The organism is Actinobacillus indolicus (assembly GCF_004519515.1).
Taxonomy (GTDB): Bacteria; Pseudomonadota; Gammaproteobacteria; order Enterobacterales; family Pasteurellaceae; genus Glaesserella; species Glaesserella indolica_A.
The window spans coordinates 1,398,007-1,414,406 of the sequence record NZ_CP038145.1; the positions used below are offsets into that span (position 1 = coordinate 1,398,007).

Sequence of the window (16,400 nt, forward strand, 5' to 3'; positions counted from 1 at the left end):
CGATTTATCGGGCGTTATTTTTATCCTTTTTGATCGTCTTTTTACTTATAGCAAACGTTTGCGCAATCCGTTATAATGCCCTTAATTTTGTTTTCTATCATTAACGGAACCGCCCAATGACTGTACAAACCTTTCGTGGCTCACCTGCCTTATCTGACTTTCGTTTAAACCAACTTCAACAAAAATTCGAGCAACATCAACTGCCTGTTAAATCGGTCTATGCCGAGTATTTGCATTTTGTTGAGCTAAACCGACCGCTTGTAGCGGATGAAACACAAAAAATCCAAGAGCTGTTGCACTATGGTCCAACCCTTGCGGAACACGAGCCAACGGGCTTTTGTTTGATTGTAACTCCTCGAGTTGGCACGATCTCTTCGTGGTCGTCAAAAGCGACAGATATTGCCCATAACTGTGGACTAGAAGCGGTAAACCGTATTGAGCGTGGTTTGGCGTACTATTTTGAATTTGAACAAGCGTTGAATGAAACAGAGTTAGCAACCCTAAAAGGCTTGTTGCACGACCGTATGTTAGAAACTGTTTTAACCGATGAAAACCAAGCGAGCCAACTGTTCGCCCAACACGAGCCAAAGCCGTTTACGACCGTAGATATTTTAAGCGGTGGTCGCAAAGCCTTAGAAGTGGCAAACGTGGAGTTAGGTTTGGCGTTAGCAGAAGATGAAATTGATTATTTGGTGGAAAATTTTACGGCGTTAAACCGCAATCCGCACGACATTGAGCTTTATATGTTCGCACAGGCGAACTCAGAGCATTGCCGCCACAAAATTTTCAACGCAGACTGGACGATTGATGGCGAAAAACAAGACAAATCGCTGTTCAAAATGATTAAAAACACCTTCGAGAAAACCCCGGATTATGTGCTTTCAGCCTATAAAGATAATGCGGCGGTAATGGAAGGTTCAACCGTAGGTCGCTTCTTCCCAGACCAGGACGGGCAATATCGCTATCATCAAGAAGATGCCCATATTTTAATGAAAGTAGAAACCCACAACCACCCAACAGCTATTTCGCCATTCCCAGGGGCAGCGACAGGCTCAGGCGGTGAAATCCGTGATGAAGGGGCGACAGGGCGTGGTGCAAAACCCAAAGCAGGTTTGACAGGCTTCTCGGTGTCTAACTTAGTGATCCCAAACTTTGAACAGCCGTGGGAAAATCCGCTTTCTAAGCCAAACCGTATTGCTTCTGCGTTAGATATTATGATCGAAGGCCCGCTTGGTGGGGCGGCGTTTAACAACGAATTTGGTCGTCCTGCGTTGCTTGGCTATTTCCGTACTTATGAAGAAAAAGTAAACAGCTTTGGCGGTGAAGAAGTGCGTGGTTATCACAAACCGATTATGCTCGCCGGCGGTATCGGTAATATTCGTGCCGAACATGTTCAAAAAGGCGAAATTCCTGTTGGGGCGAAGTTAATTGTGCTTGGCGGCCCTGCGATGAATATCGGTTTAGGCGGCGGTGCGGCGTCTTCAATGGCGTCAGGAAAATCTAAAGAAGATTTAGATTTTGCTTCCGTTCAGCGTGAAAATCCAGAAATGGAACGCCGTTGCCAAGAAGTGATCGACCGTTGCTGGCAGTTAGGTGATGAAAACCCGATTTTATTTATTCACGATGTGGGCGCAGGCGGTTTATCGAACGCAATGCCGGAGTTAGTTCACGACGGCGATCGTGGTGGTAAGTTCGATTTACGCAAAATTTTGTGTGATGAAAAAGGAATGTCACCGCTTGAAATTTGGTGTAACGAGTCGCAAGAGCGTTATGTATTAGCGGTTGCAGCCGACAAATTACCATTATTTGAAGCACTTTGCCAACGTGAGCGTGCGCCTTATGCAGTGATCGGCGAAGCGACGGAAGAGAAACATTTAACCCTGCACGATGATCATTTTGACAACAATCCGATTGATTTACCGATGAACGTGCTACTCGGCAAAACCCCGAAAATGCACCGTCAGGTTTCGTCAAAAACTGTTCAAAACCCACCGCTTGCACAGGAAGACATTCAGCTTAAAGAAGCCTTCCACCGAGTGTTACGCTTGCCTGTGGTGGCGGAAAAAACCTTCTTAATTACCATCGGCGACCGCTCGGTCACGGCGATGGTGGCTCGTGATCAGATGGTCGGCCCGTGGCAAATTCCTGTTGCCGATTGTGCCGTAACCACCGCAAGTTTAGACAGCTATCACGGCGAAGCAATGGCAATGGGCGAACGTGCGCCGGTTGCCTTGCTTGACTTCGGAGCATCTGCTCGCTTGGCGGTGGCGGAAAGCATTACCAACATTGCGGCAACCAATATTGGCGATATTAAACGCATTAAACTCTCGGCAAACTGGATGTCAGCAGCAGGTCACGCAGGCGAGGACGCAGGATTATATGAAGCGGTGAAAGCGGTGGGCGAAGAGCTTTGCCCTGCACTCGGCATTACCATTCCAGTAGGCAAGGACTCAATGTCAATGCGTACCACTTGGGAAGAGAACGGCGAGCAAAAAGCGGTTACCGCTCCACTTTCTCTCGTCATTTCGGCTTTCGCACGTGTGGAAGATGTGCGTAAAACCGTTACCCCACAACTTCGTACCGATAAAGGTGCAACACGCTTATTGTTACTCGATTTAGGCGAAGGCAAAAACCGCTTAGGTGCAACGGCGTTAGCACAGGTTTACAAACAACTTGGCGACAAACCAGCTGACGTAGTAAATGTGGAAACCTTGAAAAACTTCTTCAACGCAATGCAAGTCTTAGTGGCTGATGATAAATTACTCGCTTACCACGACCGTTCAGACGGTGGTTTAATCACTACCCTTGCGGAAATGGCGTTTGCTGGAAACTGTGGTGTATCGGCTCACATTACCGCATTAGGCGACAACGATTTAGCCGTGTTATTCAACGAAGAACTCGGTGCCGTTATTCAAATCAAAGAGAGCGACTTAAATGCGGTGCGTGATGTATTGAAAGCCCACAACTTGTTACACATCACCAAAGACATCGGCTCGGCAACGGAAGGCGATCTGTTTGAAATCACCAGTGGCACACGCAAATTACTCAGCGAAAAACGCTCTGAATTGCGTGGAATTTGGGCGGAACTTACGCACCAAATGCAACGTTTGCGTGACAACACTGAATGTGCTGATCAAGAATTTGAAACCAAAAAAGACCCAAATAACAAAGGCTTATCTGCATTCTTAACCTATGATGTCAATGAAGATATTGCCGCACCGTTTATCAACCGTGGTGTCAAACCGACCGTAGCAATCTTGCGTGAACAAGGCGTAAACAGCCATTACGAAATGGCAGCCGCCTTCGACCGTGCAGGCTTCAATGCGATTGATGTGCATATGAGCGACTTAATGGCTGGCAGACGTAATCTCGCCGACTTCAATGCTCTAGTGGCGTGCGGAGGCTTCTCTTACGGCGATGTACTTGGTGCAGGCGGCGGCTGGGCGAAATCGATCCTATTCAATCCAATGTTGCGTGATCAATTCAGCCAATTCTTCGCCAACCCGAACACCCTTGTATTAGGTGTATGTAACGGTTGTCAAATGGTTTCAAACTTGGCGGAAATCATTCCAGGTACAGAGAACTGGCCACGCTTCGTGCGTAACAAATCCGAACGCTTTGAAGCCCGTGTGGGACTGGTAAAAATCAACGACACCAACTCACTCTGGTTCAGCGGAATGGCTGGCTCGCATATGCCGATTGCCGTTTCCCACGGCGAAGGGCAGGTGGAATTTAAGCGGTCAGATCAGCTTGAAAATTTACAAAAACAGAACTTGGTTATCGCTCAATATATCGACTACAATGGCAACCCGACCGAGGTTTACCCGGCCAACCCGAACGGCTCGGTAAACGGTATTACCGCCATTTCTAACGTGGACGGGCGTGTTGCCATTATGATGCCACACCCTGAACGTGTTTACCGAACAGTGAGCAACTCTTGGTATCCGGAAGACTGGACGGAAGACGGGGCGTGGATGCGGATTTTTAGGAATGCAAGGGTGGCGTTGAAGTAATACTAAATAAAAAAATAAAATGGCATAGGTAAAAACTATGCCATTTTAATATCACCTCGCTATAATTATTATCTATTGATTTATCTAGATACACGCTTTATATGCTCACATCAGAATCCTGCTCACTCTTTGATATTCCTTTCTTTCAATTTTCTCAGATGAAGAAATATTGTCCTGAAGATATTCCTCAGATTAAATCTGAGTATAAAAAACATTGGGAAATATGGAAAAAACTAAACCTTGATGTTTATCAGAAATTAGGTTTTCCATTTGCTGAACCACATATTGAAAAATGGTGTAATGGTTGGCAAGTTCGGGCGCATTTCTTTGCTTATTATAAATATGAATTTCATCAAAATTCGGCTGCCATTTTATCTGTGATCTTAAATCGTCGACGTTTATCCGTTAGCTTAGATTGGCATTGTTACAGAGCAGATCGCTCACAAATTAATGTTAACCAATATAATCAATGGCTATCGCTTTTAGATAAAGAAAAATATAGCGATTTTAATATTTGGCGAGGAACGGAAAGTGAATATGCTGATTTTCCTAAAGTAAAAGCGATTTCTTTAGATTCACTTATTTTAGAAAATGAAGAGGACTTTTTCTGTATTGGGAAAAATATAGAGAAAGAAAAATTAGATAACATAGACGTAGTTGAATTTATTTGCCAGACTATTCGAGAATTATTACCACTTTATGAGGCTTGTCATTCTACAAATTAAGATTTAACAATCAAGCGGTCATATTTGTAAATTATCCAACAGATCCTACCGCTTGTAATTTGTCCTTATTACCACTAAATTTTCTTGCATTCCCCCCCAATTAGCCTACAATCCGCATCGCCTGAATGGGTAAGTTTTTATACGACATTGGTCGATATAAAAGGACGATTTCTCTTTACATTTGGAGAACAAAAATATGAAAAAATGGGCGGTGGTTTTATCTGCAGCAACTCTGGCTTTTGCAAGTCATTCAGTAATGGCAAAAGAAGGCGATACAGTTTACCTCTATACTTGGTCTGAATATGTACCTGAAGGTTTGCTCGATGATTTTACCAAGCAAACGGGGATTAAGGTAATTGTTTCCAGCCTTGAATCGAACGAAACAATGTATGCCAAGCTAAAAACAATGGGTAAGAACCAAAGTTATGATGTGATTGCGCCAACAAGCTATTTTGTCTCAAAAATGGCGCGTGAAGGGATGTTAAAAGAGTTAGACCACAGCAAACTGCCTGTATTAAGTGAGTTAGATCCACAAATGCTCGATCGTCCTTTTGATAAAGGTAACAAGTACTCTGTACCACAGCTCTTTGGTGCAACGGGGATTGCATATAATACTGAAACCCAAGATCCTGCGAATTTTCAGTCGTGGGCAGATTTATGGAAGCCTGAGTTTAAAGATAAATTGCAGTTGTTAGATGATCCACGTGAAGCCTTTAACATTGCATTGTTAAAAATGGGGCAAGATCCGAACACGCAAGATCCTGCGATTTTGAAAGCGGCTTATGAAGAGTTATTGAAGTTACGCCCGAATGTGTTGGCGTTTAATTCCGATAATCCGTCAAGTTCGTTTATTTCAGGCGAAGTCGAAGTGGGAACACTTTGGAACGGCTCTGTTCGCATTGCGAAAAATGAAGGGGCGAAAATCAATATGGTATATCCGAAAGAAGGTACACCGCTTTGGATTGATAACTTAGCAATTCCAGTCACATCACAAAATCCGGAAGGGGCTTACAAGCTGATTAACTATATGCTTTCTGCACCTGTGGCGGCAAAATTGACTGAAGTGATTAGTTATCCAACAGCAAATAAAGTGGCATTGGCACAATTACCAAAAGATTTAGTCGATGATCCTGCGGTCTTTATTCGCTCTGAGGTGATCGAAAAAAGCCCTTGGCAACTCGATGTTGGTGATGCCGTTGAACTTTATGAAAAGTATTACCAAGAATTAAAAACAGCGAAATAAGTTAAACCATGGCATAAATGAAGATTTATGCCATTTTTATTTTACAAGCGGTAAGATTTTTTAATTTTTTTGCAAATTTTTATTAGGCATAGTAGACAAAATGGTTGCTAATTTCGTAAAAACTATGCCTATATGACAAAGTGGTTGCTAATGAATATTTTTAATTATTCTTAGCAACTCTTTTTATTTAAAAAATCCTTTATAAACATAATCTTATGCCTTTTCGTTAATCCTGCATGATGCGATAATTTTTCCTTTAGTTGTCCAAATAAGTTTTCAAGTCTATTTGTCGTTTTTTCGATATTTAAATCGCCATACTTTTCATAGGTAAATAAATAATCCATATAACGTTTAAAACTATGATAAGCACTTCTTACATTTCTATGTTTATAAGGATAATAGCCTTTTTCATTCGGTTTATCTGACCGTTCTTCTAAAAACGCTTTATGTTTTAATACCAATGATGTAATCGTAAATAGAAGTCTTTTTTAGAACTCTGTTTAAGTGTCAATGCAATGATTTTTAATTCTTTTCCTGCCATAGACTGATGCTTTTTTCGTAATGCCCTCATCACAATGGCTACCATATGAAAATGGCACATTTGCGTCGGTGTATTCAATAAATCTTTCAATATACCCCGTCTGCCATCACAGGTAATTGATTGAATTTTATAGCCTTTCATACGAAGTGAATTGAATGCTATTAAACATCTTTTTCCGTTTTGATGACACGATGGTAAACCACTTTTTTAGAAAGCGAATCTATCAAGACTAAAATACCAAATTCACGACCAAAGAAGGTGGTATCCGCAATAATATTCAAATAACGTGATAGTGGTGGATTTAATGCTGTTTTAGGGGCTTTTTCGAGATATCTTTGAATTGTTCTAATTGAACAATGATATTTTTCGGCAAGTTGTTTATAGGTTTGTTTTCCTATTGAATAATCATTCCAAATATTTATTGGATTTAATTTCTTTTTAAGGGTAAATGTTTTATTACAGGCATTGCATTTATAGCGTTGAATATTATTTCTTATACCATGTTTGCGAATGTCGCTACTGTGGCAAAAATGACATTTTTTGGGTTCATAATTCAAAAAAGTGGCTTAAAGCCCGTAATATAAGGCTTTAAGCCACTTTTTAGCAACCATTTTGTCTACTATGCCTTTTATTACTCCACTTTTATTCCGAAATGGCTTCCTACTTCACGTTCACTACTTTGTAAAAAGGGAAGGGCTGATAGCCGTTTATTTTTAACGACTATTGTTGAGCTTCCCCCTCCGTCTAAATTGATGGCTTTGGTTAAATCGAGGCTTTGAGCAAGTTGAGCCAGTTCGGTTAATGTCATACCCCGAAAACCAAGTTGCCTGCCTTCTACCACCACTAGATAAAGTAAGTTTTGCTTTTCATTTAGACCTATCATGGTTCTTGGGTGTTTGGCACTGAAAATATCTTGAGAGCAACCAATTCGATCATTAGTTGCACATTCAAATTGACCTGACTTTGGTTCAAAATATTGCCAGCCAGAGATTACAGTTTGCCATTTCGTATTAATTTTACTCATCTGATTTTTATTTTCGATGATGCAATGGTTTTTTGTATCACAGGCAAACAATGTTCTTGTTCGCGTGTCTTTCGTGTTTTTCCAATGGATCCCATTTGTAATGGTTAATCCTAAAGGTGTAAGATCTTTTTTAAAAAAATTAGCATTGATAGCAACATCTGTTTGGTATCTTTGCGCGAATTCAGAAACGGTAGTACCTTTATCTAGAGGAGATGAACCTATTATTTTTAACGTTGGACACGATAGATTAATTTGTGCGATATGAATGTATGAACTTTCTGTATAAATTTTTAAACAGGCTGAGTGTGTTTCAGCCTGCACGGTAGGTATGAATATTAAAAAAAGTAATAATTTCTTCATTATAGTAGCAATGCAGCTCCCCATTTTATAATATCAAAGAAGAATTTATTATCTCCTGTTGCGACCTTATCACCATTTTTGGTGACATTCTCATCTTTGGTATTTTTTTCCTCAACCATTCCACTGCTATATTGACCTTTTACTACCGCAAGATCATTTTTGGCTTGAGTACGTAAAATTTCACACTCGGTAGCCTTTAAGGGTTTTATTTCAAGATGCTTAAATTTTTTAAATTGAAGTTGTGCATACCCCATGGACTTTTCATCTTCTTGGATCATTTTAACATACTCTTCACCAATAATTTTTTCTAGTGGATAGAAAAAGACATATTGTGCATGGATATAGGCCTCTTCTTTACCAAAATGTTGTTGCTGAATTTTGGTTAAATTAGGGTAAATGCATTGTTCTGCTTGGCGACTTGCTATAGCCCAATATTCAGCATCTTGCTCTGATAGGAGATAATCGGCACCAATAAATTCTCCTGGGAAAGAGGTATCTTGTTGAGGCGCAGAAGTACTACAGCCAAGAATTGATAGAATCATGCTTGAGAGAAATAATTTGCTACGCATATCACACCTTATTTGTTATAAAAATAGTAATAAAGTTTATCAATAAGCACATAAAAGTGCTATTGATTTCCTTTTTCTATGAGTTAAATCATATGGTAAATTCAGCAAAAAGGATATTTTTCGATTGTTTTGTAGGCTAAAAAAGAAATAGATAATAGCGATTCTCAATACACTCCAAATGATAAAATTGTTTTTTGAGGTAGATCACAAAACTGCCTTTTTTATGTTAATAAATTGTAAAAACGGATTATAAAATACCAAAAATAGTGGCAAAATATCTTTACTTTAAGTTGATATATTTTACTTTCCCAAGGAGGAAATCGTGCAAACTGTCAATGTAGATGTTGCAATTGTGGGTGCAGGTGGCGGCGGTTTACGTGCGGCTATCGCAGCAGCTGAAGCTAATCCGAATCTTAAAATTGCCTTAATTTCCAAAGTTTATCCAATGCGTAGCCATACGGTTGCCGCAGAAGGTGGGGCTGCAGCGGTTATTAAAGAAACCGACTCTTATGACAAGCACTTCCACGATACCGTAGGTGGTGGTGACTGGCTTTGTGAGCAAGATGTCGTTGAATATTTCGTAGAGCACTCGCCAGTTGAGATGACGCAATTAGAGCGTTGGGGCTGTCCTTGGAGTCGTAAAGAAGATGGCGATGTTAACGTACGTCGTTTCGGTGGTATGAAAATCGAGCGTACTTGGTTCGCTGCCGATAAAACGGGTTTCCACTTATTACACACACTATTCCAAACCTCAATTAAATATCCGCAAATCATTCGTTTTGATGAACACTTTGTCGTCGATATTCTTGTAGATGACGGTCAAGCTCGTGGCTGTGTTGCGATGAACATGATGGAAGGAACATTCGTTCAAATCAATGCAAATGCAGTCGTTATCGCAACTGGTGGCGGTTGCCGTGCTTATCGTTTCAATACCAATGGCGGTATCGTAACAGGTGACGGTTTATCTATGGCTTATCGTCATGGAGTTCCACTTCGTGATATGGAATTCGTTCAATATCACCCAACAGGCTTGCCAAATACAGGTATCTTAATGACTGAAGGCTGTCGTGGTGAAGGTGGTATCTTAGTCAATAAAGACGGCTATCGTTACTTACAAGACTATGGTTTAGGACCAGAAACACCAATCGGCAAACCAGAAAATAAATATATGGAACTTGGTCCGCGTGATAAAGTTTCTCAAGCATTCTGGCAAGAATGGCGTAAAGGTAATACCTTAAAAACAGCAAAAGGTGTGGATGTTGTTCATCTTGATCTTCGTCACTTAGGTGAAAAATACTTACATGAACGTTTACCATTTATCTGTGAATTAGCAAAAGCTTATGAAGGTGTTGATCCTGCAAAAGCACCAATTCCGGTTCGTCCAGTAGTTCACTATACCATGGGTGGTATTGAAGTGGATCAGAAAGCAGAAACTTGCATCAAAGGCTTATTTGCTGTGGGTGAGTGTGCATCTTCTGGCTTACATGGTGCAAACCGTTTAGGTTCTAACTCTCTTGCTGAGTTAGTCGTATTCGGTAAAGTGGCTGGTGAAATGGCTGCTCAACGTGCAGTAGAAGCTACACCACGTAATCAAGCGGTAATTGATGCTCAAGCACAAGACGTTTTAGAACGAGTTTATGCATTAGCTCGCCAAGAAGGTGAAGAATCTTGGTCACAAATCCGTAATGAAATGGGCGATTCCATGGAAGAAGGTTGCGGTATCTACCGTACTCAAGAAAGCATGGAAAAAACCGTAGCAAAAATTGCGGAATTAAAAGAACGTTATAAACGTATCAAAGTCAAAGATACCTCAAGCGTATTTAATACAGACTTGCTCTACAAAATTGAGCTTGGTTATATCCTTGATGTTGCACAATCTATCTCATCTTCTGCACTAGAACGTAAAGAGTCACGTGGTGCTCACCAACGTTTAGACTATGTAGAGCGCGATGATGTGAACTACTTAAAACATACGCTTGCATTCTATAATGCAGACGGTGCACCAACTATCAAATACAGCGATGTGAAAATCACCAAATCACAACCAGCTAAACGTGTTTATGGTGCAGAAGCAGAAGCTCAAGAAAAAGCAGCTAAAAAGGAGTAACAGAAGATGACTAACCAAAGCAAAATGACGGTCGAAGTGCTTCGTTATAACCCTGAAAAAGATAACGAACCGTACTTAACAAAATATGAAGTACCTTATGATAGCCAAACTTCGTTACTTGATGCACTTGGCTACATTAAAGATGAACTAGAGCCTGAACTTTCATACCGTTGGTCTTGCCGTATGGCGATCTGTGGCTCTTGTGGCATGATGGTAAATGGCAAACCTAAACTTGCGTGCAAAACATTCTTACGTGATTACAGCGGACATATGCGTATTGAACCGCTTGCAAACTTCCCGATTGAACGTGACTTAGTCGTAGATTTAAGCCACTTCATCGAAAGTTTAGAAAGTATCAAACCATATATTATTGATAATAAAGCGCCTGAGCTTGATGGCAACCCGCATCCATCAGCAGAGCTTGCGAAAAGCCGTACTAAACAAACGCCAGCACAGCTTGAGAAATATCGTACCTTCTCAATGTGTATCAACTGTGGCTTATGCTATGCTGCTTGCCCACAATTTGGTTTAAACCCTGAGTTCGTTGGCCCTGCTGCATTAACATTGGCTCACCGTTACAACCTTGATAACCGTGATAATGGTAAAGCAGAACGTATGAAGATTATCAATGGTAAAAATGGTGTTTGGAGCTGTACATTCGTCGGCTACTGCTCTGAAGTCTGTCCGAAACATGTTGGTCCTGCCTCTGCGGTTAACCAAGGTAAGATCGAAAGTGCGAAAGACTATGTCTTTGCTATGTTAAAACCGCAAAAGTAAGGAGAGTAAAATGACAACAGCAGCAAGTAAACGCAAAAAATATGTGCGTGAAATCAAACCAACTTGGTGGAAAAAGTTAGACTTTTACAAATTCTACGTCTTGCGTGAAAGTACCGCCGTTCCAACCATTTGGTTCTGTTTAGTGCTTTTCTACGGCTTAGCGTGCTTAGGAAAAGAGAACGGATTTGTAGAGAATTTCATTCCATTCTTACAAAATCCATTAGTAGTAATTTTAAATATTATTACCCTTGGTGCAGTATTATTAAATAGCTTTACCTTCTTTGGTATGGCACCTCAAATGATGAACGTTATCGTGAAAAATGAACGCATTGACGTTAAACTCGTTTCCCGCGTATTTTGGGGTATTACTGCTTTCGTAAGCCTTTTAGCGTTAATCTTGGTATAGGGAGAGCATAAAATGGACAAACTTAATCCTCCACGTTCAAATGAACCTGCAGTATGGCTACTTTTTGGTGCTGGCGGTGCTATTAGTGCGGTATTCTTTCCTGTACTAGTATTAATCTTAGGTTTCTTACTACCTTTTGGATTAATTACCCCAGATAACATTATTGCATTTGCTCACACTTGGATCGGTAAACTCGCTATTCTTGCATTACTGATTTTCCCAATGTGGTGTGGTATGCATCGTGTTCATCTTGGATTACATGATTTCAAAATTCATGTACCTGCAGGCGCTTGGATTTTCTATGGCTTATCAGCCCTTTACAGCGTACTCGTTATTTTTGCTGTAATTAATCTATAACTACAGAAAATTAATATCTTAGTAAAAGAAGCTTAAAGTCTTGATTCAAAGGCTTTGAGCTTTTTTCATTTTAATAAATTTCTTATCTTTGCTTTAAAGTACTTGTATTCATATAGTTAAATAAAAAAGTTACTAACAAAATAAAAAAGTTGTTAGTAACTTCTATTCATAATTATATTTATCTAACTACTACAACGCCTCAATCGCCTTATATTGCGCCTGCAATTTCTCAAGTCCGTCTTGGTACTCTTGCATTTTTTCACGCTCTTTGGCAATAACTTGTTCTGGTGCTTTTGCGACAAAGGCTTCGTTGCTGAGTTTGCCTTCGATACGTTTCACTTCGCCTTGAAGTTTCTCGATCTCTTTGGTCAAACGAGCAAGCTCGGCATCTTTGTTGATAAAGCCAGCCATTGGTACCAATACTTCCGCATTACCCACCAATTTCGCCACAGAAAGCGGTGCTTCTTCGCCTTGAGCAAGCACTTGTACGCTGTCTAATTTCGCCATTGCTTTTAACAAGCGGTCGTTTTCCGCTAACATTTTGCAATGTTCGTCAGATAGGTTACGCACTAAGAAATCCAAGCCTTTGCTTGGGGCGATGTTACATTCTGCTCGAATATTACGCACTGCCACAATCAACTCTTTCAACCAGTTGATTTGCATTTCCGCCGCTTCGTCAATTTGGCTTTCTTCCACTTTCGGGAAAGATTGCAACATAATGGTGTCGCCTTCTACCCCAGCAAAGCCTTTCACTTTCTGCCAGATTTCTTCCGTGATAAACGGAATAATCGGGTGAGCTAAACGCAATAGTTTTTCCAACACACGCACGAGGGTTTGGCTCGCACCACGTTTTTGAGCGTCTGTGCCGTTGGCAAACACAGGTTTAGTGAGTTCTAAGTACCAGTCACAGAATTGGTTCCAAGTGAACTCGTAAATGGTATTTGCCGCTAAGTCGAAACGGTATTGGCTTAACGCATCACGGAACTCGCCCACAGTGCGGTTGAATGTGGATTGGATCCAACGATCCGCCAAGCTGTATTCCACTTCGCCTGCCGATAAATCTAATTTATCGTTAGTTAATACGAAACGGCTCGCATTCCATAATTTGTTACAGAAATTGCGGTAGCCTTCCAAACGTTTCATATCCCAGTTGATGTCACGTCCGTTGCTTGCTAATGCCGCCAAGGTGAAACGCAATGCGTCCGTGCCGTGTGGGGCGATACCGTTCTCGAACTCTTTACGGGTTGCCTTGGCAATTTTTTCTGCCAACTGCGGTTGCATCATATTGCCCGTGCGTTTTTCAAGCAGATCTTCAAGGCTGATACCGTCAATCATATCAATCGGGTCTAATACGTTCCCTTTTGATTTTGACATTTTTTGCCCTTGTTCATCACGGATCAAGCCTGTTACATACACGGTTTTGAACGGCACTTGCGGTTTGCCGTTTTCATCTTTGATGAAGTGCATCGTAAACATAATCATACGAGCTACCCAGAAGAAGATGATGTCAAAGCCTGTGATTAACACATCGGTCGGGTGATACATTTTGAGTTCTTTGGTTTGCTCCGGCCAGCCTAAGGTTGAGAATGTCCATAAGCCAGATGAGAACCAAGTGTCCAACACGTCTTCATCTTGTTTTAAGGCTAAATCTGCCGGTAGGTTGTGTTTCGCACGCACTTCCGCTTCATCGCGTGCCACATAAACATTGCCTTCCGCATCGTACCACGCAGGAATACGGTGTCCCCACCATAATTGGCGAGAAATACACCAGTCTTGAATATCACGCATCCAAGAGAAATAAAGGTTTTCATACTGTTTCGGCACGAATTGAATTTCGCCGTCTTCCACCGCTTTGGTTGCGACTTCGGCAAGCGGTTTCACGCTCACATACCATTGGTCTGTCAGCATCGGCTCAATCGGCACACCACCACGGTCGCCATAAGGCACTTTTAAGTCGTGCGGTTTGATTTCTTCTAACAAGCCAAGGGCTTCAAAGTCCGCCACGATTTTCTTACGCGCCACAAAACGCTCTAAACCTTGATAATCAGCCGGGATAATTGCGACATAATTTTGCAATGGCTTGCCGTCCGAGCCGATAATTTCCGCTTCATCACGAATATCCGCATTTAAGGTCATCACGTTCACCATTGGCAACTGATGGCGTTTGCCTACTTCGTAGTCGTTGAAGTCGTGGGCAGGGGTAATTTTCACCACGCCCGTACCGAACTCACGATCCACATAATCGTCCGCAATAATTGGAATTTCACGGTTTGCAAGCGGTAGGATCACGGTTTTGCCGATCAAAGACTGGTAACGTTCATCTTCAGGGTGAACCGCCACCGCTGTATCGCCTAACATCGTTTCAGGACGAGTGGTCGCTACCACCAAATAATCTTTACCGTCCGCCGTTTTCGCACCGTTGGCTAACGGATAGCGGAAATGCCACAGCGAGCCTTTGCTCTCTTTGTTTTCCACTTCAAGATCGGAAATCGCCGTGTGTAATTTCGGATCCCAGTTTACCAAGCGTTTGCCACGATAAATTAAGCCTTCTTCGTGTAAACGTACGAACACTTCTTTTACCGCATTGGACAAGCCTTCGTCCATCGTAAAACGCTCACGATCCCAGTCGATTGAGTTACCTAAACGGCGCATTTGCTGGCTGATTGTACCGCCTGAATAAGCTTTCCAATCCCAGATTTTATTGATGAACGCTTCACGCCCGTAATCGTGACGGGTTTTGCCTTCTTCCGCCGCAATTTTGCGTTCCACCACCATTTGGGTTGCAATCCCTGCGTGGTCAGTACCCGCTTGCCATAGGGTGTTATTGCCTTCCATACGATTAAAACGGATTAAAGTATCCATTAAGGTTTGCTGGAAAGCGTGTCCCATATGCAAACTCCCCGTCACATTTGGCGGTGGAATTGCGATACAGTAACTTGGAACATTCGGGTTTTCATTCGGCTTAAAATAGCCTTGTTCTTCCCAGTGTTTATAAAGTGCTTGTTCGACTGCCGATGAGTCGAAACGATCTGCCATTTCGAATTTTTGGGTCATTTTGTTTCTCTTTGCTAGGGTGCGTAATAACGCACCGTTATTTCTAAATTTAAAATGAAATGGTGCGTTTGCACGCACCCTATGAAATTTATTTAGTCTCTTGGTTTTCTATAAATTTTGCAAAATTTTACTTAAATCTAACCGCTTGCAATCCACGCACGGCAAGCCGTACGTGGTTACGATCAGCCTTCGGCTGAGTGAGCCACGCTGTGGCTCTTTTTCTAATCCCCTGCCCCAGCGGGGCTAAATTATGCTTAACCTAGTACGGCTTTGCCGTGCTAGGGCTAGGGAAGATTTGTCACGAACCTCTCACCATATCCAAATGCGGTATGCCATCTTCCAAATAAACCTCGGAAATCGGTTTAAACCCGAGCGATTGATAAAAATCTTGCAAATAGGCTTGGGCTTGCACATATATCTTTTCACCTTGCCATTGTTGTTGGCAAACAGTGAATGCTTGTGTCATCAATTTTTTCGCCAAACCTGTTCCTCGAGCCTCTCTGGTGACCAACACTCTACCGATATGTACGCCGTCTTGTTCAGGGATGATCCGACAGTAAGCGGTCAGTTTTTCCGAATTTTTTGCAAAAAGGTGTAAGGCTTTTAGATCTTTTTCATCGACTTCTTGATAAGCACAATTTTGTTCTACGACAAAAACCGCCACACGCGCTTGGTAAATTTCAAACAGTTCTTGGACAGAAAGTTCGGAAAATGCCTTTAGTTGCCACATACGCCTTGTTTCAATCCTAAGATCACCAAATCTTCAAAATGCGTTTCCATATCTGCAACTTGGGGGAGTTTTCCCCAAATTTCAAACCCCATTTTATTCAGTAAGCCTAAACTCTGGGCATTATTGCCGAACACAAACGCTAATAATGTATGCAGTTGGTAATTTGGCATTTGTTCAATCAGGAAATTTACGCAGGCTTTGCCGATACCTTTGCCATGAACCGCTTTATCAAGATAAAAACTGATTTCGCTAGAGCCGTCATAAGCAGCTCGGCTATAAAATTGCGAGTAGCTACACCACGCAACAATTTGTTCGTCCAATTCATAAACCCAAATTGGATATTTAGCATGATTTAGATGCTGATTAAACCACGCTTGACGGCTTTCCTTCGTTGCCGGAACTAAATCTGCCGTCACCGTGCGTCTTTCAATCACTTGGTTATAAATTTCAAGAATTCGAGTTAAATCATCTTGTTGTGCTAGGCGGAACATCTC

At 41.6% G+C, this 16,400-nt stretch carries 15 protein-coding genes; 7 read left to right on the forward strand and 8 right to left on the reverse strand.

From position 1 onward, the window contains the following. Positions 1 to 116: 116 nt before the first annotated feature. The 3 genes from purL (at position 117) to EXH44_RS06975 (ending at position 5,981) form a co-directional block, all read left to right on the forward strand. A complete protein-coding gene (purL, locus tag EXH44_RS06965; RefSeq protein WP_162856818.1) occupies positions 117 to 4,013 on the forward strand; it encodes a phosphoribosylformylglycinamidine synthase in 3,897 nt (1,298 codons plus the stop codon). A 101-nt stretch (positions 4,014 to 4,114) separates the two neighbouring features. Continuing rightward, positions 4,115 to 4,738: an HI_0552 family protein gene (locus EXH44_RS06970; protein ID WP_162856820.1), complete on the forward strand. Its 624-nt coding sequence runs from the start codon at positions 4,115 to 4,117 to the stop codon at positions 4,736 to 4,738. Between the two features lie 196 nt (positions 4,739 to 4,934). After that, positions 4,935 to 5,981, forward strand: coding sequence for an extracellular solute-binding protein (locus EXH44_RS06975; RefSeq protein ID WP_162856822.1), 1,047 nt, complete (start codon positions 4,935 to 4,937; stop codon positions 5,979 to 5,981). A 170-nt stretch (positions 5,982 to 6,151) separates the two neighbouring features. Here EXH44_RS06975 and EXH44_RS11175 read toward each other — a convergent pair whose 3' ends face one another. The 5 genes from EXH44_RS11175 to EXH44_RS06990 form a co-directional block, all read right to left on the reverse strand. Then, positions 6,152 to 6,442, reverse strand: a complete 291-nt coding sequence (locus tag EXH44_RS11175) for a hypothetical protein (protein ID WP_167470219.1) — start codon at positions 6,440 to 6,442, stop codon at positions 6,152 to 6,154. Continuing rightward, on the reverse strand, positions 6,433 to 6,663 hold the full coding sequence (locus EXH44_RS11180; protein ID WP_425266836.1) for a hypothetical protein: 231 nt from the start codon (positions 6,661 to 6,663) through the stop codon (positions 6,433 to 6,435). The genes EXH44_RS11175 and EXH44_RS11180 overlap by 10 nt, the downstream gene beginning before the upstream one ends. 20 nt (positions 6,664 to 6,683) lie before the next feature. Beyond that, entirely contained in the window at positions 6,684 to 7,079 is a 396-nt protein-coding gene (locus EXH44_RS11185) for an IS1/IS1595 family N-terminal zinc-binding domain-containing protein (protein WP_244238732.1), read from the reverse strand. Positions 7,080 to 7,153: 74 nt separating this feature from the next. Beyond that, positions 7,154 to 7,906: a phosphodiester glycosidase family protein gene (locus EXH44_RS06985; RefSeq protein ID WP_162856823.1), complete on the reverse strand. Its 753-nt coding sequence runs from the start codon at positions 7,904 to 7,906 to the stop codon at positions 7,154 to 7,156. Next, entirely contained in the window at positions 7,906 to 8,475 is a 570-nt protein-coding gene (locus tag EXH44_RS06990) for a DUF5358 domain-containing protein (protein ID WP_162856824.1), read from the reverse strand. Before EXH44_RS06990 ends, EXH44_RS06985 begins: the two co-directional genes overlap by 1 nt. A gap of 322 nt (positions 8,476 to 8,797) precedes the next feature. Here EXH44_RS06990 and frdA point away from each other — a divergent pair, with 322 nt between their 5' ends. Genes frdA through frdD form a run of 4 tightly spaced genes read left to right on the forward strand, consistent with a single transcriptional unit; the run spans position 8,798 to position 12,122 of the window. Beyond that, positions 8,798 to 10,582: a fumarate reductase (quinol) flavoprotein subunit gene (gene frdA, locus EXH44_RS06995; protein ID WP_162856826.1), complete on the forward strand. Its 1,785-nt coding sequence runs from the start codon at positions 8,798 to 8,800 to the stop codon at positions 10,580 to 10,582. 6 nt (positions 10,583 to 10,588) lie between these two features. Next, positions 10,589 to 11,359, forward strand: coding sequence for a succinate dehydrogenase/fumarate reductase iron-sulfur subunit (locus tag EXH44_RS07000; RefSeq protein ID WP_162856827.1), 771 nt, complete (start codon positions 10,589 to 10,591; stop codon positions 11,357 to 11,359). A gap of 10 nt (positions 11,360 to 11,369) precedes the next feature. Next, positions 11,370 to 11,765: a fumarate reductase subunit FrdC gene (gene frdC / locus EXH44_RS07005; RefSeq protein ID WP_135674193.1), complete on the forward strand. Its 396-nt coding sequence runs from the start codon at positions 11,370 to 11,372 to the stop codon at positions 11,763 to 11,765. Between the two features lie 12 nt (positions 11,766 to 11,777). Further along, complete coding sequence (frdD, locus tag EXH44_RS07010) at positions 11,778 to 12,122, forward strand: fumarate reductase subunit FrdD (RefSeq protein WP_135674191.1); 345 nt, start codon at positions 11,778 to 11,780, stop codon at positions 12,120 to 12,122. A 189-nt stretch (positions 12,123 to 12,311) separates the two neighbouring features. On the opposite strand, the gene EXH44_RS07015 is transcribed toward frdD, so the two are convergent. The 3 genes from EXH44_RS07015 to EXH44_RS07025 form a co-directional block, all read right to left on the reverse strand. Then, positions 12,312 to 15,176, reverse strand: a complete 2,865-nt coding sequence (locus EXH44_RS07015; protein WP_162856829.1) for a valine--tRNA ligase — start codon at positions 15,174 to 15,176, stop codon at positions 12,312 to 12,314. Between the two features lie 298 nt (positions 15,177 to 15,474). Continuing rightward, positions 15,475 to 15,906 carry a GNAT family N-acetyltransferase gene (locus EXH44_RS07020; RefSeq protein WP_162856830.1) on the reverse strand — a complete coding sequence of 144 codons (432 nt, stop codon included), beginning with the start codon at positions 15,904 to 15,906 and terminating at the stop codon, positions 15,475 to 15,477. Further along, positions 15,894 to 16,397, reverse strand: coding sequence for a GNAT family N-acetyltransferase (locus EXH44_RS07025; RefSeq protein ID WP_162856832.1), 504 nt, complete (start codon positions 16,395 to 16,397; stop codon positions 15,894 to 15,896). The genes EXH44_RS07020 and EXH44_RS07025 overlap by 13 nt, the downstream gene beginning before the upstream one ends. Between the last annotated feature and the right edge of the window lie 3 nt (positions 16,398 to 16,400).

Coding starts and splice junctions, on each gene's coding strand:
- frdC (WP_135674193.1), top strand. CDS start 11,370: ATGACAACAGCAGCAAGTAAACGCAAAAAATATGTGCGTGAAATCAAA.
- EXH44_RS06985 (WP_162856823.1), bottom strand. CDS start 7,906: ATGAAGAAATTATTACTTTTTTTAATATTCATACCTACCGTGCAGGCT.
- EXH44_RS06975 (WP_162856822.1), top strand. CDS start 4,935: ATGAAAAAATGGGCGGTGGTTTTATCTGCAGCAACTCTGGCTTTTGCA.
- EXH44_RS07000 (WP_162856827.1), top strand. CDS start 10,589: ATGACTAACCAAAGCAAAATGACGGTCGAAGTGCTTCGTTATAACCCT.
- EXH44_RS11180 (WP_425266836.1), bottom strand. CDS start 6,663: ATGAAAGGCTATAAAATTCAATCAATTACCTGTGATGGCAGACGGGGT.
- EXH44_RS06990 (WP_162856824.1), bottom strand. CDS start 8,475: ATGCGTAGCAAATTATTTCTCTCAAGCATGATTCTATCAATTCTTGGC.
- EXH44_RS07015 (WP_162856829.1), bottom strand. CDS start 15,176: ATGACCCAAAAATTCGAAATGGCAGATCGTTTCGACTCATCGGCAGTC.
- EXH44_RS07025 (WP_162856832.1), bottom strand. CDS start 16,397: ATGTTCCGCCTAGCACAACAAGATGATTTAACTCGAATTCTTGAAATT.
- EXH44_RS06970 (WP_162856820.1), top strand. CDS start 4,115: ATGCTCACATCAGAATCCTGCTCACTCTTTGATATTCCTTTCTTTCAA.
- purL (WP_162856818.1), top strand. CDS start 117: ATGACTGTACAAACCTTTCGTGGCTCACCTGCCTTATCTGACTTTCGT.
- EXH44_RS07020 (WP_162856830.1), bottom strand. CDS start 15,906: ATGTGGCAACTAAAGGCATTTTCCGAACTTTCTGTCCAAGAACTGTTT.
- frdD (WP_135674191.1), top strand. CDS start 11,778: ATGGACAAACTTAATCCTCCACGTTCAAATGAACCTGCAGTATGGCTA.